Annotated in this window: 16 protein-coding genes and 1 pseudogene; 2 read left to right on the top strand and 15 right to left on the bottom strand. The window is 58.1% G+C overall.

Going from position 1 to position 19,971, the window contains the following annotated elements; all coding sequences use genetic code 11:
- Positions 1-5: 5 nt before the first annotated feature.
- The 3 genes from htpG to AC1DXW_RS12670 all read right to left on the bottom strand — a co-directional run bounded on the left by htpG (position 6) and on the right by AC1DXW_RS12670 (position 2,917).
- Positions 6-1,910 carry a molecular chaperone HtpG gene (gene htpG, locus AC1DXW_RS12680; RefSeq protein WP_477753352.1) on the bottom strand — a complete coding sequence of 635 codons (1,905 nt, stop codon included), beginning with the start codon at positions 1,908-1,910 and terminating at the stop codon, positions 6-8.
- A gap of 81 nt (positions 1,911-1,991) precedes the next feature.
- Positions 1,992-2,444: a PaaI family thioesterase gene (locus AC1DXW_RS12675; protein WP_110659453.1), complete on the bottom strand. Its 453-nt coding sequence runs from the start codon at positions 2,442-2,444 to the stop codon at positions 1,992-1,994.
- Positions 2,441-2,917 carry a PaaI family thioesterase gene (locus tag AC1DXW_RS12670; protein ID WP_223514846.1) on the bottom strand — a complete coding sequence of 159 codons (477 nt, stop codon included), beginning with the start codon at positions 2,915-2,917 and terminating at the stop codon, positions 2,441-2,443. Before AC1DXW_RS12670 ends, AC1DXW_RS12675 begins: the two co-directional genes overlap by 4 nt.
- 158 nt (positions 2,918-3,075) lie before the next feature.
- Between AC1DXW_RS12670 and AC1DXW_RS12665 the strand changes: the two genes are divergently transcribed.
- Positions 3,076-3,327, top strand: a complete 252-nt coding sequence (locus tag AC1DXW_RS12665) for a hypothetical protein (protein WP_477760056.1) — start codon at positions 3,076-3,078, stop codon at positions 3,325-3,327.
- 67 nt (positions 3,328-3,394) lie between these two features.
- Here AC1DXW_RS12665 and AC1DXW_RS12660 read toward each other — a convergent pair.
- From AC1DXW_RS12660 to sdhC, 12 genes and pseudogenes are all read right to left on the bottom strand, one after another.
- A pseudogene (locus AC1DXW_RS12660) lies at positions 3,395-3,475 on the bottom strand (MAPEG family protein); the annotation flags it as partial.
- A gap of 56 nt (positions 3,476-3,531) precedes the next feature.
- On the bottom strand, positions 3,532-4,269 hold the full coding sequence (locus AC1DXW_RS12655) for a DUF599 domain-containing protein (RefSeq protein ID WP_477760055.1): 738 nt from the start codon (positions 4,267-4,269) through the stop codon (positions 3,532-3,534).
- A gap of 301 nt (positions 4,270-4,570) precedes the next feature.
- Positions 4,571-5,884: a branched-chain amino acid transport system II carrier protein gene (brnQ, locus tag AC1DXW_RS12650; RefSeq protein WP_477755726.1), complete on the bottom strand. Its 1,314-nt coding sequence runs from the start codon at positions 5,882-5,884 to the stop codon at positions 4,571-4,573.
- Positions 5,885-6,301: 417 nt separating this feature from the next.
- Complete coding sequence (gene sucD, locus AC1DXW_RS12645; RefSeq protein WP_007919877.1) at positions 6,302-7,183, bottom strand: succinate--CoA ligase subunit alpha; 882 nt, start codon at positions 7,181-7,183, stop codon at positions 6,302-6,304.
- Entirely contained in the window at positions 7,183-8,349 is a 1,167-nt protein-coding gene (gene sucC / locus AC1DXW_RS12640) for an ADP-forming succinate--CoA ligase subunit beta (protein ID WP_007919879.1), read from the bottom strand. The genes sucD and sucC overlap by 1 nt, the downstream gene beginning before the upstream one ends.
- A gap of 198 nt (positions 8,350-8,547) precedes the next feature.
- Positions 8,548-9,984: a dihydrolipoyl dehydrogenase gene (gene lpdA / locus AC1DXW_RS12635; RefSeq protein WP_477755727.1), complete on the bottom strand. Its 1,437-nt coding sequence runs from the start codon at positions 9,982-9,984 to the stop codon at positions 8,548-8,550.
- Between the two features lie 97 nt (positions 9,985-10,081).
- Positions 10,082-11,299 (bottom strand): 2-oxoglutarate dehydrogenase complex dihydrolipoyllysine-residue succinyltransferase, encoded by a 1,218-nt coding sequence (gene odhB / locus AC1DXW_RS12630; protein WP_477755728.1) that lies wholly within the window; start codon positions 11,297-11,299, stop codon positions 10,082-10,084.
- 42 nt (positions 11,300-11,341) lie between these two features.
- Positions 11,342-14,173: a 2-oxoglutarate dehydrogenase E1 component gene (locus AC1DXW_RS12625; protein WP_477760054.1), complete on the bottom strand. Its 2,832-nt coding sequence runs from the start codon at positions 14,171-14,173 to the stop codon at positions 11,342-11,344.
- Between the two features lie 261 nt (positions 14,174-14,434).
- A complete protein-coding gene (locus AC1DXW_RS12620; RefSeq protein WP_003223007.1) occupies positions 14,435-15,139 on the bottom strand; it encodes a succinate dehydrogenase iron-sulfur subunit in 705 nt (234 codons plus the stop codon).
- An 11-nt stretch (positions 15,140-15,150) separates the two neighbouring features.
- Complete coding sequence (gene sdhA, locus AC1DXW_RS12615; protein WP_477756425.1) at positions 15,151-16,923, bottom strand: succinate dehydrogenase flavoprotein subunit; 1,773 nt, start codon at positions 16,921-16,923, stop codon at positions 15,151-15,153.
- 3 nt (positions 16,924-16,926) lie between these two features.
- Positions 16,927-17,295, bottom strand: a complete 369-nt coding sequence (sdhD, locus tag AC1DXW_RS12610) for a succinate dehydrogenase, hydrophobic membrane anchor protein (protein WP_007977503.1) — start codon at positions 17,293-17,295, stop codon at positions 16,927-16,929.
- A complete protein-coding gene (gene sdhC / locus AC1DXW_RS12605; protein WP_033052382.1) occupies positions 17,289-17,663 on the bottom strand; it encodes a succinate dehydrogenase, cytochrome b556 subunit in 375 nt (124 codons plus the stop codon). The genes sdhD and sdhC overlap by 7 nt, the downstream gene beginning before the upstream one ends.
- 363 nt (positions 17,664-18,026) lie before the next feature.
- On the opposite strand from sdhC, the gene gltA reads away from it, so the two are divergent.
- Complete coding sequence (gene gltA / locus AC1DXW_RS12600) at positions 18,027-19,316, top strand: citrate synthase (protein ID WP_477760053.1); 1,290 nt, start codon at positions 18,027-18,029, stop codon at positions 19,314-19,316.
- Positions 19,317-19,971 lie beyond the last annotated feature (655 nt).

Here is a 19,971-nt window from a genome sequence, read left to right as displayed (position 1 = left end):
CACAATCAAGCCGATAGTTCGACCAACAGTTTGTTCAGACGGCGCACATAAGCCGCCGGATCTTTCAAACTGTCGCCGGCCGCCAGCGCCGCCTGATCGAAGAGGATGTGCGACAGGTCGCCGAAGCGCTCGTCGCTCTGCTCGTTGTCGAGCTTCTCGATCAGCGGGTGCGCCGGGTTGAATTCGAAGATCGGCTTCGAATCCGGAACCTTCTGGCCGCTGGCTTCCAGGATCTGGCGCATCTGCAAGCCCAGGTCCTGCTCGCCGATGGCCAGGATCGCCGGGGAATCGGTCAGGCGGTGGGAAACCCGCACTTCAGCAACGGATTCACCCAGCGCGGTCTTCAAACGCTCGACCAGACCTTCTTTGGACTTGGCGACTTCTTCCGCGGCTTTCTTGTCCTCTTCCGAGTCCAGGTTGCCCAGGTCCAGGTCACCGCGCGCCACGTCGACGAAGCTCTTGCCGTCGAAGTCGCTGAGGTAGCTCATCAACCACTCGTCGATGCGGTCGGTCAACAGCAGCACTTCGATGCCTTTCTTGCGGAAGACTTCCAGGTGCGGGCTGTTTTTGACCTGCGCGTAGGTTTCGCCGGTCAGGTAGTAGATCTTGTCCTGACCTTCCTTGGCGCGCGCCAGGTACTCGGCCAGGCCAACAACCTGTTCGCCATCGTCGCCATGGGTCGATGCGAAACGCAGCAGGCCGGCGATTTTTTCCTTGTTGGCGAAATCTTCTGCCGGGCCTTCTTTCATGACCTGACCGAAGTTTTTCCAGAAGCCCTTGTATTGCTCTGGCTCGTTCTTCGCCAGTTTTTCCAGCATGTCCAGAACGCGCTTGGTCAGCGCCGACTTCATGGAATCGATGATCGGGTCTTTCTGCAGGATTTCCCGCGACACGTTCAGCGACAGGTCGTTGGAATCGACCACGCCTTTGATGAAGCGCAGATACAACGGCAGGAAGGACTCGGCCTGATCCATGACGAACACGCGCTGTACGTACAGTTTCAGGCCTTTCGGCGCTTCACGCTGGTACAGATCGAACGGAGCGCGGGCCGGCACGTACAGCAGCGAGCTGTATTCCAGCTTGCCTTCGACCTTGTTATGGCTCCAGCTCAGCGGGTTTTCGAAGTCGTGAGCGATGTGCTTGTAGAACTCCTGGTATTCCTCGTCCTTGATCTCGGTACGCGGACGGGTCCACAGGGCGCTGGCGCGGTTGACGGTTTCCCATTCAACGGCCGGTTGCTCTTCGCCTTCGGCGGCTGCCACTTCTTTCGGCAGCTCGATCGGCAAGGCGATGTGGTCGGAGTACTTCTTGATGATGTTGCGCAGGCGCCAGCCATCGGCGAACTCGTCTTCACCGGATTTCAGGTGCAGGACGATGCGAGTGCCGCGTTCGGCCTTGTCGATGGTCGCAACTTCGAAGTCACCTTCGCCCTTGGACGACCAGTGCACGCCTTCGCCGGCAACGCTGCCGGCACGACGGCTGTACACATCGACTTTGTCAGCGACGATGAATGCAGAGTAAAAACCGACACCGAACTGGCCGATCAGGTGCGAATCTTTCTTCTGGTCGCCGCTCAGGTGCTTCATGAAATCGGCGGTGCCGGACTTGGCGATGGTACCCAGGTGGGTGATCGCGTCTTCGCGGCTCATGCCGATACCGTTGTCTTCGAGGGTGACGGTTTTAGCGTCCTTGTCGAAGCTCACGCGGATTTTCAGTTCGGCGCCACCTTCCAGCAGCTCTGGCTTGGCCAGGGCTTCGAAACGTAATTTGTCGACAGCGTCAGAGGCGTTCGAGATCAATTCGCGAAGGAAAATTTCCTTGTTGGAATACAACGAATGGATCATGAGGTGCAGCAGCTGCTTTACCTCGGTCTGGAAGCCCAGGGTTTCCTTTTGAGTTTCCACACTCATGGTCATCAAACTCCAATCAGATGGCATAAGCCGCGACCTAGAGGGTCGACGGCGGGTTGTCCTCAGAGTTTGGGGCACCGTTCAGGATTTCAAGGGCTCTTCGAGTTTGAAATGTGCACGGGCCGTGGCAATGGGCTCGGCTTCGGTGCTTTGCCAGGCGGTAATCGCCACATTGGCGACCCGGCGACCCTGGCGCCAGACCTGGCATCGGGCCCAGGTATCGCGAAACTGCCCGGCTCGCAGGTAATCCAGGGAGAAGTCGATGATCTTCGGTACCCCGGGCGATCCGGTAAACACCAACAGGTGCAGCGCCGCGGCCAACTCCATGAAACCGGCGATCACACCGCCATGAATCGCCGGCAACAAAGGGTTACCGATGTTGTCCTTGTTCGCTGGCAGCTTGAACAGCAACTCATCTCCCACCCGTGAACATTCGACGCCGATCAGCCGGGCATAGGGAATCAAATCCAGCAGCGAGGCGTAATCGCCCTGCTCGTGGGCCTTTTGCAATTGGTCCTTCAGCGACTCGCTCATTGCGCACCTCCGGCAACCGCGCCACCAAAGCCCTTGATGCCCTTGATTCCCTTGCCCATGCGCATGAAAGTGCCCATCACATGGGCAATCGGTTGCCCAGGGTCATCCTGATAGGCGAAGCCACGGGCAAAAATCACATCGGTGGTGACCCGATAGCACTGGGCAAAGCCGTAGACATCTTTATGTGGCTCGGCGGCGTGCATGTAGTCGATGCGCAGGTCGAGGGTCGGGCAGACCTCGAATTCCGGGAGCACGCAGAGCGTCGCCATGCCACAGGCGGTGTCCATCAGCGAGGTCAGCGCCCCGCCATGAATCACGCCGGTTTGCGGATTGCCGACGATCTGCGGGCTATACGGCAGCATAATCGTCAGCCCTTCGCTGCTGGCGCTGTGAACGCTTAGTCCAAGTACCTGACAATGTCGCAGCGCCGACAGAAAGCGCATCGCACGCTCAAAAACGGGGTTTTCGGCCATTTGATAAAAACTCTTGTTTATGTCCGTACTGTGCGGTGGCGGTCCGGGTAAAAGTTCCGCACTAGAACAAACTTATATATCTGAAAGACTTAAGGAACTTAACCCTGATGCCTGGGCTCTTAATGCCAGTAGATGCTTTTCATCAGGAGAAACACCCCATGCGTAAGACTTTAGCTATTGCCTTGATGTTGACCGCTTCCCTCGGTCTCGCTGCCTGCGATAAAAAATCCGAGGACAAAGCTCAAGATGCTAACCAACATGCTGAGCAAGCCCAGCAAAAAATGAACGAAGCTCAGGATAAAGTGAACGACGCGGCGAAAGAAAACGCCGAAGCCGCCAAAGATCAGGCTGCTCCGGCCACTCCGGCCACTCCGGCTGCTCCGGCTGCTCCGGAAGCACCTAAGAACTAATACGGTTTTTAGAGTGGCAAAAGAAAACCCGCCAAGTGCGGGTTTTCTTTTGTCTTGAAAAAAGTGGTTAGAGCAAAATCGTTCGAAAGGTTGGACTAATCATCAACAACAGCGAACAGATTAATCCCACCAGCCAAACCGGACTGCGCTACCGAGCCAGATCCTTCCAGTAACACACTGGATAGCCAGCACGCGGGTACCCGATCAGGCCGCCTCTTTATTCACCTCGGGCAATGGCGCCTCTGTAGGGGTATAGACCATCACGTCGAGAACGTCGGAGTGAAACTCGCGGCGATACAATACGAACACCACACCGGCACTCATCAACATGAACAGCCATGGACTAACGAACCAGGCCAGCATGGTCATGCCGAAGTAGTATGAACGCAACCCGAAGTTGAACTGGTTGGCGGCCATGGAGATAACGCGGGCTGCCCGGCTCGCAAAGGCTTTACGCTCCTGCTCCGAGACATGACGCTCACCGACCATGGGTGCCGAGCCCACCAGGATGGCCGCGAAGTTGTACTGACGCATGCACCAGCTAAAGGTAAAGAACGCATAGACAAACACCAGCGCCAGGCACAGCAACTTGATTTCCGACATGCCTTGGGACGCCTGTTGCACCATCGGGATATCTGCCAGCAACGAAACCGCCCGCTCGGAAGCCCCGAGCACCGTGAGAATACCCGCCAGGATAATCAGCGTGCTGGAGGCGAAGAACGAAGCATTGCGCTCCAGGTTGCCGATCACGCTGGCATCGGCGATGCGGTTGTCGCGCAGCAGCATGCGGCGCATCCAGTCTTCGCGATAAAGGTGCAGAACACTGGCCAGGCACGCCGTATCACGGCCCTTCCATGTGGCATAGCGGGTGTAACCGCCCCAGCAGATAACGAACCAGATAGCGGCAAGAATGTGGATCAGGTTGGCTTGGATGAACGACATGCAGGTCCTTGTGATGTATTTGCGGTGTACACAACCCCTTGTAGGAGCAGCCGGTCGACGCTCGATTGCTCGCGAAGAACCTGTAAGCAACGCGCTTATCCAGAAATCACGTGCCATAGTTCACGATCTTCGCGAGCAATCGAGCGTCGACCGGCTGCTCCTACAATGGGTTTGGCAGACTTTCGACGTTAGCCCAGAAAAAAAGACACTGCCTCAACCCCATAAAAAATGCCCCGTATCGATTGATACGGGGCATTTCTGTTTCTGCTCAGAACCCGCTTGTGGCGGGTCGTGAAGCGACTTAAGCCAAGGCTTCGGCGCGCTTGCCCAGCAGACGATCGCAAACTACCGCGACCACCAGTGTCATCACCGACGGCACCAGCCAGGCCAGACCCTGCTCGCTCAGCGGCAGGTGGGCCATTTGCGTCGGCATCCAGTCCGCCAGGCCTGCACCCTTGAGGGCGTCGATCAGGCCGAAGATGAACGACACCAGCATGACCGGGCCGAGGATACGACCCTGCTCATGCCAGAAGTCCTTGCAGAAGCTCAACGCCACCAGAACGATACATGGCGGGTAGATCGCGGTGAGCACCGGGATCGAGAACGCAATCAGCTTGGTGAGGCCCAGGTTGGACACCAGCAGGGAGAATGCAGCAAGGATGATGACCAGCGTCTTGTAGGACAGTGGCAGTACACGGCTGAAGTACTCGGCGCAGGCGCAGGTCAGGCCGACCGCGGTCACCAGGCACGCCAGTGAGATCAGCACGGCAAGGAAACCACTACCCAGCGAACCGAAGGTGTGCTGCACGTAAGCATGCAATACCGCCGCGCCATTGCTAGCGCCAGCGGCCACCTCATGGCTGCCCGAACCCAGACGGAACAGGCTGACGTAAACCAGCGCCAGACCCACACCGGCAATCAGACCGGCAATGATCGCGTAACGGGTGATCAGTGCAGGCGACTCGACGCCGCGGGAGCGGATGGCATTGACGATGACGATGCCGAACACCAGGGCGCCCAGGGTATCCATGGTCAGGTAACCATTGATGAAGCCTTGGGAAAACGGCGCCGCCACGTATTCAGGCGTGGCTTGGCCAATGTCACCGGCCGGCAAGGCGAATGCTGCAATGCCCAGCACGGCCAGGGCGATGATCTTCAGCGGCGCGAGAAAGCGCCCTACGGTATCCAACAGACGGCCCGGGTACAGCGAAATGAAGAACACCAGCAGGAAGTAAACCGAGCTGTAGAGGAACAACGCCAGCGGGCTCTCGCCGGTCAGCGGCGCCAGGCCCACTTCGAACGATACCGTGGCGGTACGTGGCGTCGCGAACAGCGGGCCAACAGCGAGGTAGCACGCAGCCGCCAGCAGGCCACCGGCGACTTTACCGATCGGGCTGCTCAAGGCATCCATTGCACCGCCGACCTTGGCCAGCGCCACAACGGTGATCACCGGCAGACCAACCGCGGTGACCAGAAAGCCCAGCGCCGCCATCCAGACATTGGGACCGGACTGCAAACCGACGATAGGCGGGAAGATGATGTTGCCAGCCCCGACGAACAGGGCAAACGTCATAAAACCAAGTGCCAGGATGTCCTGGCCTTTCAACACTTTCATTAAGGAAATACCACACTACTGAATCGGAATTTAGAGAGGGATTTCCCTATGGGTGAGGGAAATGCTGTCGGTCCGTATAAGACCAACCCTTTTAGCGCGTTGCTGCCTTGTGGGCCGCAGACGCAAAAATGGCGCGTAGACTAACGAATTTGGACCAGAAACGCACTGTTAGAGGGCGAACATTCCGATCTACGACACTTCTATGTCGCGTTTCTGCATGTAAATGGGTGGGGCCTGTAAGTCCGTCATCGCGAGCAAGCTCGCTCCCACATTGGAATGCGGTCAACTGTGGGAGCGAGCTTGCTCCGGGCGGCGTTCCGACGATGGGGCCCTGCCAAACAACACATAAATCCCGGAAATGACAAAGGCCACCCGAAGGTGGCCTTTGTCTGGTGAAGCGTCAGCCAAGCGCGAGGCTTACTTGACAGCCCAACCAGTCAGCTCGGCCAGGGCCTTGCCGATGTCTGCCAGCGAACGCACGGTTTTAACGCCTGCGTCTTGCAGAGCAGCGAATTTCTCGTCTGCAGTGCCTTTGCCGCCAGAGATGATTGCGCCAGCATGGCCCATGCGCTTGCCCGGAGGAGCAGTCACACCAGCGATGTAGGAAACAACCGGCTTGGTCACGTGTGCCTTGATGTAGGCAGCCGCTTCTTCTTCAGCCGAACCGCCGATCTCACCGATCATCACGATCGCTTCGGTCTTCGGGTCTTCCTGGAACAGCTTCAGGATGTCGATGAAGTTCGAACCCGGGATCGGGTCACCACCGATGCCGACGCAAGTCGACTGACCGAAACCGGCGTCAGTAGTCTGCTTCACAGCTTCGTAGGTCAGGGTGCCGGAACGGGAAACGATACCGACCTTGCCTGGCAAGTGAATGTGACCTGGCATGATGCCGATCTTGCATTCGCCTGGAGTGATCACGCCTGGGCAGTTAGGACCGATCAGGACTACGCCCAGCTCGTCGCACTTAACTTTAGCGTCCAGCATGTCCAGGGTAGGAATGCCTTCGGTGATGCACACGATCAGTTTGATGCCGCCGAAGGCAGCTTCCAGGATCGAGTCCTTGCAGAAAGGAGCCGGAACGTAGATCACGCTGGCGGTGGCGCCAGTGGCAGCTACAGCGTCTTTCACGGTGTTGAACACTGGCAGGCCCAGGTGCTCGGTGCCGCCTTTGCCTGGAGTTACGCCGCCAACCATCTTGGTGCCGTATTCGATGGCTTGCTGGGTGTGGAAACTACCTTGCGAACCGGTAATACCCTGGCAGATAACTTTGGTGTCTTTATTGATCAGGACGCTCATTATTTGCCCTCCGCAGCTTTGACAACTTGTTGAGCAGCGTCGGTCAGGCTGGTAGCAGCGATGATGTTCAAACCGCTTTCTGCCAGTACTTTAGCGCCCAGCTCAGCGTTGTTGCCTTCAAGGCGAACAACAACCGGGATTTTCACGCCGACTTCTTTCACAGCGCCGATGATGCCTTCGGCAATCATGTCGCAACGAACGATGCCGCCGAAGATGTTGACCAGTACTGCAGCGACGTTAGTGTCGGACAGGATGATCTTGAACGCTTCGGTAACGCGTTCCTTGGTAGCACCGCCGCCCACGTCGAGGAAGTTGGCTGGTTTGCCGCCATGCAGGTTGACGATGTCCATGGTACCCATGGCCAGGCCAGCACCGTTGACCATGCAACCGATGTTGCCTTCCAGCGCTACGTAGTTCAGTTCGAACTTGGCAGCGTGCGCTTCGCGCGGATCGTCTTGCGACGGATCGTGGAAAGTCTTCAGCTTAGGCTGACGGTACATGGCGTTGGCGTCGATGTTGATCTTGGCGTCGAGGCAATGCAGATCGCCGTCAGCCTTGATCACCAGCGGGTTCACTTCCAGCAGAGCCAGGTCGTGATCCTTGAACAGCTTGGCCAGACCTACGAAGATCTTGGCGAACTGAGCAACTTGCTTGCCTTCCAGACCCAGCTGGAATGCCAGCTCGCGACCCTGGAATGGCTGAGCGCCAACCAGTGGATCGATAGTGGCCTTGAGGATTTTCTCAGGGGTGTCGTGAGCGATTTTCTCGATGTCCACGCCACCTTCGGTGGAAGCCATGAACACGATGCGACGGCTCGAACGGTCAACGACAGCGCCCAGGTACAGCTCTTTAGCGATATCAGTGCACGATTCAACCAGGATCTTGGTGACTGGCTGACCATTGGCATCAGTCTGGTAAGTCACCAGACGCTTGCCCAACCACTGTTGAGCGAATGCTTTGGCGTCTTCTTTGCTGCGAACCAGCTTAACGCCGCCCGCTTTACCGCGACCACCGGCGTGGACCTGGGCTTTGACAACCCACTCGCTGCCGCCGATTTTGTCGCAAGCTTCTGCTGCTGCTTCCGGGGTGTCTACCGCGTAACCGGTGGAAACTGGCAGGCCGTACTCAGCGAACAGCTGCTTACCCTGATACTCGTGAAGATTCATGCTTATTACCGTCTTCGTTAGGTACTGCGCATTCGGTGCTGCACTCATTCAAGTGCCGCACCACCTGTGACTGCTGCTTGCATAGCCTTTCCGGATACCCGGTGCAGCTATGCAAGACTGCGTCCAGCGGATATTCCGCGGTGAGTCTTGCATGCAAGGCTCACGACGGGCCAAACCGCCGTGGTTTCTTATTATCTATTAACGCTTCTTGCGGTTGGCGATGTGGATGGCGCCGCCATTCACTGCCAAAGCAGCTTCGTGCAAGGCTTCAGACAGGGTCGGATGGGAGAAAACCATCATGCCCAGGTCTTCAGCGCTGGTGCCGAATTCCATACCGATCGCGCCCTGCTGAACCAGTTCTGCAGCGCTTGGGCCAATCACGTGGACGCCCAGTACGCGGTCTGTCTTGGCATCTGCGATGACCTTGACGAAACCACCGGTGTCGTTGGCAGCCATGGCACGGCCAGAGGCTGCGAACGGGAAGGTACCGACGTTAACTTCAACGCCTTCAGCTTTCAAGGCCTGCTCGGTTTTACCAACCCACGCGATTTCCGGGTGAGTATAAATAACCGAAGGGATCAGGTCATAGTTCATCTGGGCTTTGTGGCCCTTGATGCGCTCGACAACCATGATGCCCTCTTCCGAGGCCTTGTGCGCCAGCATCATGCCGCGAACCACGTCGCCGATGGCGTAAACGCCCGGTACGGTGGTGGCGCAGTGATCGTCAACGTGCACGAAACCGCGCTCGTCCAGGGTCACGCCGCAGTCGGCAGCCAGCAGATCAGTGGTCACCGGACGGCGACCAACGGCTACGATCAGCTTGTCGAAAGTGATGTTCTGTTCGCCGTTGGAATCGGTGTAGTTCACCACGACTTCGTCGCCGTTCACTTTGGAACCGGTGACGCGAGCGCCCAGCTTGATGTCCAGACCCTGTTTGGTCAGGGTTTTCAGCGCTTCCTTGGAAACGGCGGCGTCAGCGGCCATCAGGAAGGTGTCCAGGGCTTCCAGGACAGTCACTTCTGCACCCAGACGCGACCAGACCGAACCCAGTTCCAGACCGATCACGCCAGCGCCGATCACGCCCAGACGTTTTGGAACGGTTTGGAATTCCAGGGCGCCAGTCGAATCGACGATCACATTCTGGTCGACCGGAGCCGGCGGAATGTCGATCGGACGCGAGCCTGGAGCCAGGATCACGTTCTCGGCCTGGATGATTTCTACCGAGCCGTCCGGCTTGGTGACTTCAACTTGCTTGCCGGCCAGCAGCTTGCCGTGACCTTCAATGGATGTCACACCGTTGGCTTTGAACAGGGTGGCGACACCGGAAGTCAGGCCTTTGACGATGGTGGCCTTGCGGCCGACCATTGCTGGCACGTCCATGGTCACGCCAGCGTGGTTGATACCGTGGATCGCGAAGCCTTCTTTGGCTTCCTTGTACTTCCAGGAGCTGTCCAGCAGGGCCTTGGATGGAATGCAGCCGACGTTCAGGCAAGTACCGCCCAGAGCCAGTTTGCCTTCCTTGTCGGTGTACTTCTCGATGCAGGCCGTCGAAAGACCAAGCTGCGCGGCCTTGATGGCAGCCACGTAACCGCCAGGGCCCGCACCGATCACTACTACGTCAAATTTCTGCGACATTCAAAAAATCCTCTTTAGCGAAAAGCTTCAAGCCGCGAGCGGCAAGCCAGGCTGCGGGTTTTCCGACAGCTCGACTTGCAGCTCATGGCTGCTTCGATCAGATATCCAGCAACAGACGAGCCGGATCTTCCAGCAGGTTCTTGATGGTCACCAGGAAGGTCACAGCTTCTTTGCCATCGATCAGACGGTGATCGTAGGACAGTGCCAGGTACATCATCGGACGGATAACGACCTGACCGTTGATGGCCATAGGACGCTGGATGATGTTGTGCATGCCCAGAATGGCGGCTTGTGGCGGGTTGACGATCGGAGTCGACATCATCGAACCGAAAGTACCACCGTTGGTGATGGTGAAAGTACCACCGGTCATTTCGTCCATCGACAGTTTGCCGTCGCGGGCTTTCTTGCCGAAGGTGGCGATGCCGCCTTCGATTTCAGCCAGGCTCATCAGTTCGGCGTTACGCAGAACCGGTACAACCAGGCCGCGATCGCTGGAAACTGCAACGCCGACGTCAGCGTAGCCGTGGTAAACGATGTCGCCGCCGTCGATCGACGCGTTGACAGCCGGGAAGCGCTTCAGCGCTTCGGTAGCTGCTTTCACGAAGAACGACATGAAGCCCAGGCGTACGCCGTTGTGGGACTTCTCGAACAGATCCTTGTACTTCGAACGCAACGCCATGACTTCGGTCATGTCGACTTCGTTGAACGTGGTCAGCATCGCCATGTTCGACTGAGCTTCAACCAGGCGCTTGGCAACGGTGGCCCGCACACGGGTCATCGGTACGCGCTTTTCGATGCGCTCGCCAGCAGCGAACACCGGAGCAGCAGCGGCAGGTGCAGCAGCCTTGGCAGGCGCGGCAGCCGGAGCGGCTTTCTTGGCAGCAACGGCTGCAACCACGTCTTCCTTGGTCACGCGACCGCCTTTGCCGGTGCCGGCAACGGAAGCGATGTTGATGCCGTTCTCTTCAGCCAGTTTGCGGGCAGCTGGAGCAGCAACAGGATCGTCTTCGCCTTCGGCAGCTGGAGCAGCAGCCTGGGCAGCAGCCGGAGCAGCGGCAGCAGCTGGAGCAGCAGCACCGCCAGCCTGGATGGAGCCCAGCACTTCGTCAGACAGAACGGTATCGCCTTCGTTCTTGACGATAGCGCCCAGCACGCCGTCAGCGGTAGCCAGCACTTCCAGCACGACTTTGTCGGTTTCGATGTCGACGATCAGTTCGTCGCGCTTGACCGCGTCGCCCGGTTGTTTGTGCCAGGTGGCAACGGTGCCATCGGCAACCGATTCCGGGAAAGTGGGGGCTTTGATCTCGATAGCCATTATCTGTGGTTCCTTAAATTCGGTTTCAGGTGCGCGAAGGCGTTAAACAGTAAAGGCGTCTTGCAGCAGTTGTTCCTGCTGCTCGGCGTGCATCGATGCGTAACCGCATGCAGGTGCAGCAGAAGCCTCACGGCCCGCGTACTCGAGTACGAGAGACTTGTTGAGGTTGCCGACGCTGCGACGCAAGTGGTGTTGGCTGCAGTACCAGGCACCCTGGTTCATCGGCTCTTCCTGACACCAAACGATATGTTTGAGGTTGGTATAAGGAGCCAGGACTTCATTCAAGTCGTCCTCAGGGAATGGGTACAGCTGCTCGATACGCACGACGGCGATGTCGTCACGACCTTCGGCACGGCGTTTTTCCAGCAGGTCGTAGTAGACCTTGCCGCTACACAGAACAATGCGCTCGACCTTTTTCGGGTCTTGGGCATCGATTTCCGGGATAACGGTCTGGAACGAACCTTCGGCCAGATCTTCCAGCGTCGAGATGGCCAGCTTGTGGCGCAGCAGCGACTTCGGAGTCAGGACTACCAATGGTTTGCGCAGCGGGCGAATCACCTGACGGCGCAGCAAGTGGTAGATCTGAGCCGGCGTCGTCGGCATGCACACCTGAATGTTGTGCTCGGCGCACAGCTGCAGGTAACGCTCCAGACGAGCCGAGGAGTGCTCCGGACCCTGGCCTTCATAACCGTGCGGCAGCAGCATGGTCAGACCGCACAGACGGCCCCACTTGTGCTCGCCACTGGTGATGAACTGGTCGATAACGACCTGGGCGCCGTTGGCGAAGTCGCCGAACTGGGCTTCCCAGATAACCAGGGCATTCGGCGTGGTGGTCGAGTAACCGTACTCGAACGCCAGTACCGCTTCTTCGGACAGGAACGAGTCGTACAGGTCAAAACGCGGCTGACCGTCGTACAGGTTCTGCAGCGGGATGTAGGTGCCCGCGTCTTTCTGGTTGTGCAGGACAGCATGGCGGTGCGAGAACGTACCGCGGCCGATGTCCTGACCCGTCATGCGAATCGGGTGGCCTTCGAACGCCAGGGTCGCGTACGCCATGGTTTCGGCGTAACCCCAGTTGATCGGCAGGCCGCCGGCTTGCATCTTCTGGCGGTCTTCGTAGATCTTGGCAACCTGGCGCTGAACCACGAAGCCTTCCGGGATTTCCAGCAGCTTGGCGGACAGTTCCTGCAAGGTCTTGAGGTCGAAACGCGTGTCGTGACGCGCGGTCCAGGCGTGACCCAGGTATGGGCGCCAGTCCACGAACAACTCTTTGTTCGGCTCCTTGACCAGGCTCTTCACTACGTGCAGACCGTTGTCCAGCGCGTTGCGGTATTCGTCGACTTTCGCCTGAACACGCTCTGCGTCCAGCACACCGCTCTGGGTCAGACGATCGGCATACAGCTCACGGGTGGTGCGCTGTTTGGTGATCTGCTGATACATCAGAGGCTGGGTGCCACTAGGTTCGTCGGCTTCGTTGTGGCCGCGACGACGGTAGCAGAACATGTCGATTACCACGTCACGCTTGAACTGCATGCGGTAGTCGATGGCCAGCTGCGTCACGAACAATACGGCTTCCGGATCATCGCCATTCACATGGAGGATCGGCGCCTGGATCATTTTCGCAACGTCGGTCGCGTACTCGGTGGAACGAGCGTCCAGCGGGTTGCTGATGGTGAAACCGACCTGGTTGTTGATCACGATGTGCACGGTACCGCCGGTTTTGAAACCGCGGGTCTGCGACATCTGGAAGGTTTCCATGACCACGCCCTGACCTGCGAATGCAGCGTCACCGTGGATGGAGATCGGCAGAACCTTCTCACCGGTCGGGTCGTTGCGACGATCCTGACGGGCGCGAACCGAACCCTCGACCACCGGGGAAACGATTTCCAGGTGGGACGGGTTGAACGCCATCGCCAGGTGAACTTCACCGCCAGTGGTCATCACGTTGGACGAGAAGCCCTGGTGGTATTTGACGTCACCGGAACCCAGCTCGACCTTCTTCTTGCCTTCGAACTCGTCGAACAACTCGCGCGGGTTCTTGCCGAAGGTGTTGACCAGCACGTTCAGACGGCCACGGTGGGCCATGCCGATGACGATTTCCTTGGTGCCGTAGGAACCGGAACGCTGGATCAGCTCGTCGAGCATCGGAATCAGGCTCTCGCCGCCTTCCAGACCGAAACGCTTGGTACCCGGGTATTTGGTGCCCAGGTATTTTTCCAGGCCTTCGCCGGCGGTCACGCGCTCGAGCAGGTGGCTCTTGATGTCGGCGGAGTACGTCGGACGACCGCGCACGCTTTCCAGACGCTGCTGGAACCACTGGCGCTGCTCGGAATCGGTGATGTGCGTGAATTCAGCGCCGATGGTGCGGCAATATGTCTGCTGCAACGCTTCGTGAATTTCGCGTAGGCTCGCTTCCTCTTTGCCGATGAACAGGTCGCCGGCACGGAAGGTCGTATCAAGATCGGCATTGGTCAAGCCGTAATGATTGATCGACAGGTCTGCAGGTGCAGGACGCTGCCACAGTCCCAGCGGGTCAAGCTGGGCTGCCTGGTGGCCACGCATACGGTAGGCCTGGATCAATCGCAGCACTTCAACTTGCTTCTTCTCGTGCTCACTGCTCACGCTGCCGGCGGAAACCGGTTGGGCGCGGCGCTGGTTCTTTGCCAGCAAGACGAAATGATCGCGAATTGTGGAGTGCGAAACATCGGTGGCAGTGTTGCCGTCAGCAGGCAACTTCTGGAAGTAGGTGCGCCACTCTTCTGGCACAGCGTTAGGGTCGTGCAGGTAGAGCTCGTAGAGCTCTTCCACATAGGCAGCGTTACTACCGGATAGGTAGGCGCTGTTCCACATGCGCTGCATCACGCTTTCTTGCATGCTTGGTCACCCTCGGTTAGGGGAACACCATCGGTGTCGACACCGAGCAAACTTGCAGAAGTCCGAATGCAGCGACCAAAACAAGCCACTAGGATCACACTGATAGTCCGGGTACCAGCCCGGATGCCCCTGCTTGTCTCATTTCTTCAAAATAAGAGCCGCAGCCTTTTAAGCTGCTGCTCAGGTTAAAACTACGGCGCCGGTTGAAGCCCGCGCCGTAGCATCTACGGGTACTGCGGTCCTACGGGTACAGCAGCTGAATCACACGCCGCTCGAGAGCAACATGTTACGGATGTGACCGATGGCCTTAGTCGGGTTCAGGCCTTTCGGACATACGTTGACGCAGTTCATGATCCCGCGGCAGCGGAATACGCTGAACGGGTCATCCAGCGAAGCCAGACGCTCGGACGTCTTGGTGTCACGGCTGTCTGCCAGGAAGCGGTACGCTTGCAGCAGAGCAGCTGGACCCAGGAACTTGTCCGGGTTCCACCAGAAGGACGGGCAGGAAGTCGAGCAGCAAGCGCACAGGATGCACTCGTACAGACCGTCCAGCTTTTCACGCTCTTCAGGGGACTGCAGACGTTCGATGGCCGGAGCCGGCGTGTCGTTCTGCAGGTATGGCTTAACCTTCTCGTATTGCTTGTAGAAGATGCTCATATCGACGACCAGGTCACGGATAACCGGCAAACCTGGCAGCGGACGAACGATCAACTTGTTACCTTTTACGACGGCAGACAGCGGCGTGATGCACGCCAGGCCGTTTTTGCCGTTGATGTTCATGCCGTCGGAACCGCAAACACCTTCACGACAAGAGCGACGATAGGAGAAACCTTCGTCCTGCTCTTTGATCAGGGCCAGCACGTCCAGCACCATCAGGTCTTTACCACCGGTATCGACCTGGAATTCCTGCATGAACGGCGCGGCGTCCTGATCAGGGTTGTAACGATAAACGCTGACTTGCAACATGGCGGCCACCCTTAATAAGTCCGAATCTTAGGTTCAAAAGTCGGAACAGTCTTCGGCGAGAAGTTCACGGCACGCTTGGTCACGCGCTTGTCACCCGGGAAGTACAGGGTGTGGCACAGCCAGTTTTCGTCGTCACGATCTTCGAAGTCTTCACGGGCGTGAGCACCACGGGACTCTTTACGTACTTCTGCAGCGATGGCGGTGGCTTCGGCCACTTCCAGCAGGTTCTGCAGTTCCAGCGCTTCGATACGTGCAGTGTTGAACGCCTGCGACTTATCGTTGATCTTCACGTTGGCGATACGGGTACGCAGCTCAGCCAGTTGGGCAATACCCTTCTGCATGTATTCGCCGGTACGGAATACACCGAAGTAGTTCTGCATGCAGTTTTGCAGTTCGCGACGCAAGGTAGCCACGTCTTCGCCTTCGGTACGCTCGTTCAGAGCGGACAGACGTGCCAGGGCCGCATTGATGTCGGCATCGGTGGCGTCGTCGTATTCGATACCGTCGGTCAGCGCCTTTTCCAGGTGCAGGCCGGCAGCACGGCCGAATACCACCAGGTCGAGCAGCGAGTTGCCGCCCAGACGGTTGGCACCGTGAACCGATACGCAAGCCACTTCACCCACTGCGAACAGACCAGGGATGATTTCATCGACGCCTTCGCCGTTCTGGGTGATTGCCTGACCGTGAATGTTGGTCGGAACGCCGCCCATCATATAGTGACAGGTCGGAACAACCGGAACCGGAGCAACAACCGGGTCAACGTGTGCGAAAGTCTTCGACAGTTCGCAGATGCCTGGCAGACGGCTGTGCAGCACTTCCTCGCCCAGGTGGTCGAGTTTGAGCATCACGTGGTCGCCATTCGGACCGCAACCGTTGCCGGCGATGATTTCCTTAACCATCGAACGGGCAACGACGTCACGACCGGCAAGGTCTTTGGCGTTCGGAGCATAACGCTCCATGAAACGCTCGCCGTGCTTGTTGATCAGGTATCCACCTTCACCACGGCAACCTTCGGTAACCAGTACACCAGCGCCGGCGATACCGGTCGGGTGGAACTGCCACATTTCAATGTCTTGTACCGGCACGCCAGCACGCAGCGCCATACCAACGCCGTCACCGGTGTTGATCAGGGCGTTGGTGGTCGAAGCGTAGATACGGCCTGCACCGCCGGTCGCCAGCACGGTGGCTTTGGCGCGGATGTAGGTGGTTTCACCGGTTTCGATGCAGATCGCGATCACACCGACGAACTCGCCTTCGCCGTTCTTCACCAGATCAACCGCGTAGTACTCGTTCAGGAACACGGTACCGGCTTTCAGGTTGCCCTGATAAAGGGTGTGCAGCAGTGCGTGACCGGTACGGTCGGACGCAGCGCAAGTACGAGCAGCCTGGCCGCCCTTACCGTAATCCTTCGACTGACCGCCGAATGGACGCTGGTAGATACGACCCTGCTCGGTACGCGAGAATGGCATGCCCATGTGGTCCAGCTCGTAAACGGCAGCCGGGCCCTCCTGACACATGTATTCGATAGCGTCCTGGTCACCGATGTAGTCGGAACCCTTGACGGTATCGTACATGTGCCAGCGCCAGTCATCGTTCGGGTCAGCAGACGCGATTGCGCAGGTGATGCCGCCTTGAGCGGATACAGTGTGCGAGCGGGTCGGGAAAACCTTGGTGATCACGGCAGTCTTGTGACCGCCCTGTGCCAGTTGCAGCGCTGCGCGCATGCCGGCACCGCCACCACCAATAATGATGGCGTCGAAAGAAATCGTTGGAATGTTAGCCATGAATCAGATACCCCAGAGAATCTGCACACCCCAGACGAAGTAAGCGAACATCGCAACGCCGCATACTGCCTGGAAAAGGAAACGCACTGCAGTCGCGGACTTGCCCAGCGCCATCGGCGTCAGGTAGTCGGTCGCGATGGTCCACATGCCGACCCAGGCGTGAGCACCCAGGGCCACAAGGGCCAGCAGACTGAAGATACGCATCCCGTTGTGGGCGAACAGGCCGTGCCATTGGTCGTAGCCAATGCCCGGGTTCGCAGCAAGGTATCCGATCAGGAAAATGAAATAAGCCGCGAGAACGACCGCAGACACACGTTGCGCCATCCAGTCATACAGACCGGAACGCGAAAGGTTCGTAACGCTGGTTACCATATCCAAACTCCTGCCAGAACGATCAACACCACGGAAACGGCGATGATAATTTTCGAGCCCAGGCGGCCGCCTTCCAGCGTCTCACCGATGCCCATGTCCATAATCAAATGGCGCACACCGGCTACCAGGTGATAAAGAAGAGCGGACAGGAGGCCCCATGCTACGAACTTGGCCAGCGGGCTGGTCAAGGTTGCCTTCACGTCGGCAAAACCTTCCTCGGAACCCAGGGATTTGCCCAATGCATAAAGCATGAAGCCAAGGCCCAGGAAGAGGATGATGCCGGAAACACGGTGAAGAAACGACGTAACGCCGGTGATGGGGAGTTTGATGGTCCTTAGGTCTAGGTTTACAGGTCGTTGGCTTTTCACGGCTTTTTTTTCACACTGAAGAGCCCCTAACAATCAGGGCAAAGTTGTTGGGGAGTGCACTGGTCAGGTAACCACCACCCAGGGATGCGACCCCCAATAAAGCAGGCCCAAAAGCCCCTGGCGGTCGGTGGCCGAGTATAGACAGTTAGGCTACTAATGACAACGCAAAGACCTAACCCAAACAGCTGATTGCGCAACTGACATAAAAGGCGTAAATGGCAGCCAATTTCGAGAAAAAAGTCCGGTTAAAGCCTTCTGGAGCAAGACTTTAGGCAAATTGACATTCGAATTTATCTCACTATAGTGGTGCGGGCCCTGCGTGGGGGGTCTGTCTGATGATTTCAAGCATAAATAGGAGGCCACATGGCTGACAAAAAAGCGCAGTTGATCATCGAGGGCGCAGCCCCCGTCGAGCTGCCCATTTTAACCGGCACCGTTGGTCCCGATGTTATCGATGTTCGGGGCCTGACGGTCACGGGCCGTTTCACCTTTGACCCGGGTTTCATGTCGACCGCCTCGTGCGAGTCGAARATCACCTATATTGATGGCGACAACGGCATTCTGCTGCACCGCGGCTACCCGATCGAACAGTTGGCCGAGAAGTCGGACTATCTGGAGACCTGCTACCTGCTGCTCAACGGCGAACTGCCGACCGCAGAACAGAAGGCACAGTTCGTCAGCACCGTGAAGAACCACACCATGGTCCACGAGCAGCTGAAGACCTTCTTCAACGGCTTCCGTCGCGACGCCCACCCGATGGCCGTCATGTGCGGCGTAGTCGGTGCCCTCTCGGCCTTCTACCACGACTCCCTGGACATCAAGAACCCGCAGCATCGCGAAATTTCCGCGATCCGCCTGGTTGCCAAGATGCCGACCCTGGCAGCAATGGTTTACAAGTACTCCATGGGCCAACCCATGATGTACCCGCGCAACGACCTGTCGTACGCGGAAAACTTCCTGCACATGATGTTCAACACCCCGTGCGAGATCAAACCGATCAGCCCGGTACTCGCCAAGGCCATGGACCGGATCTTCATCCTCCATGCCGACCACGAGCAGAACGCATCGACCTCCACCGTGCGCCTGGCGGGCTCTTCGGGCGCCAACCCGTTCGCCTGTATCGCCGCCGGTATCGCTGCACTGTGGGGCCCTGCCCACGGCGGTGCAAACGAAGCCGTTCTGACCATGCTTGACGAGATTGGCGATGTTTCGAACATCGACAAGTACATCGCCAAGGCCAAGGACAAGAACGATCCGTTCAAACTGATGGGCTTCGGTCACCGGGTTTACAAAAACCGCGACCCACGCGCCACCGTCATGAAGCAGACCTGCGACGAAGTACTGAAGGAACTGGGCATCAACAACGATCCGCAACTCGAACTGGCCATGCGCCTGGAAGAGATCGCGCTGACCGACCCGTACTTCRTCGAGCGCYSGCTSTACCCGAACGTCGACTTCTACTCGGGGATCATCCTCAAGGCGATCGGCATTCCAACCAGCATGTTCACCGTGATCTTCGCCCTGGCGCGGACCGTCGGCTGGATCTCCCACTGGAAAGAAATGCTCTCCAGCCCGTACAAGATCGGCCGTCCGCGCCAGCTGTACACCGGCTACGAGTCGCGTGATATCACCAAGCTGGAAGACCGCAAGTAAGCGCTGTCTTGCTGTAGCGTGTTGAGTTGTACTGAGAACGGCCTCTGCTTTTTTATATAAAGAGCAGGAGGCCGTTTTTGTTTGTGCGGTTTTTTGATGGTGTACATATCCGTTGCTGCGGTAACGGCCGCTATTGGTTCCGCCCTTACGGCGGGTCACTTGGAAAAGCCCCAAGTAACCAAGGGCTCTTGCCCCTGACATTCGGTGCCTCGCTTTGGCTCGGCATGCCCTCGCTCCGGTCCTGCTCCGTGGGCCCGCCGCCATCGGCCATCCATGGCCGGCGGCGACTAACCCGGCATCCATGCCGGGTTGCCCACTGCGCAGAACCTCCTCTCGGCCTCACGAGGGGGGGTACACCGCAACAGCGCCCGAGGCGGCCTACCGGCCGGCCTGTTTGCTGATGTGGTTCTCTGCAAAGTTTCGGTCAGCCGATAGACCGCCATCGCGAGCAGGCTCGCTCCCACAGTACTTGCGTCGAACACAAACTATTCGGACGGCACCAAACCTGTGGGAGCGGCGGTGCGGCGATCCGACTTGCCCGCGAAGAGGTCGGCACATCCGACATTGATGCTGGCTGACAGACCGCCATCGCAGGCAAGCCAGCTCCCACAGAAGAGCAAAGGCAGATCGGCATACACCCACGCTTTTCACCACT

This window comes from Pseudomonas sp. P4_C4, assembly GCF_056402055.1.
The sequence above is the reverse complement of the archived record's forward strand: the minus strand, read 5'-3'. Positions and strand labels throughout refer to the sequence as shown.

What these genes read in the sequence shown, in the direction of transcription:
- htpG (WP_477753352.1), bottom strand. Translation starts at nt 1,910, where the DNA reads ATGAGTGTGGAAACTCAAAAGGAAACCCTGGGCTTCCAGACCGAGGTA.
- AC1DXW_RS12675 (WP_110659453.1), bottom strand. Translation starts at nt 2,444, where the DNA reads ATGAGCGAGTCGCTGAAGGACCAATTGCAAAAGGCCCACGAGCAGGGC.
- AC1DXW_RS12670 (WP_223514846.1), bottom strand. Translation starts at nt 2,917, where the DNA reads ATGGCCGAAAACCCCGTTTTTGAGCGTGCGATGCGCTTTCTGTCGGCG.
- AC1DXW_RS12665 (WP_477760056.1), top strand. Translation starts at nt 3,076, where the DNA reads ATGCGTAAGACTTTAGCTATTGCCTTGATGTTGACCGCTTCCCTCGGT.
- AC1DXW_RS12655 (WP_477760055.1), bottom strand. Translation starts at nt 4,269, where the DNA reads ATGTCGTTCATCCAAGCCAACCTGATCCACATTCTTGCCGCTATCTGG.
- brnQ (WP_477755726.1), bottom strand. Translation starts at nt 5,884, where the DNA reads ATGAAAGTGTTGAAAGGCCAGGACATCCTGGCACTTGGTTTTATGACG.
- sucD (WP_007919877.1), bottom strand. Translation starts at nt 7,183, where the DNA reads ATGAGCGTCCTGATCAATAAAGACACCAAAGTTATCTGCCAGGGTATT.
- sucC (WP_007919879.1), bottom strand. Translation starts at nt 8,349, where the DNA reads ATGAATCTTCACGAGTATCAGGGTAAGCAGCTGTTCGCTGAGTACGGC.
- lpdA (WP_477755727.1), bottom strand. Translation starts at nt 9,984, where the DNA reads ATGTCGCAGAAATTTGACGTAGTAGTGATCGGTGCGGGCCCTGGCGGT.
- odhB (WP_477755728.1), bottom strand. Translation starts at nt 11,299, where the DNA reads ATGGCTATCGAGATCAAAGCCCCCACTTTCCCGGAATCGGTTGCCGAT.
- AC1DXW_RS12625 (WP_477760054.1), bottom strand. Translation starts at nt 14,173, where the DNA reads ATGCAAGAAAGCGTGATGCAGCGCATGTGGAACAGCGCCTACCTATCC.
- AC1DXW_RS12620 (WP_003223007.1), bottom strand. Translation starts at nt 15,139, where the DNA reads ATGTTGCAAGTCAGCGTTTATCGTTACAACCCTGATCAGGACGCCGCG.
- sdhA (WP_477756425.1), bottom strand. Translation starts at nt 16,923, where the DNA reads ATGGCTAACATTCCAACGATTTCTTTCGACGCCATCATTATTGGTGGT.
- sdhD (WP_007977503.1), bottom strand. Translation starts at nt 17,295, where the DNA reads ATGGTAACCAGCGTTACGAACCTTTCGCGTTCCGGTCTGTATGACTGG.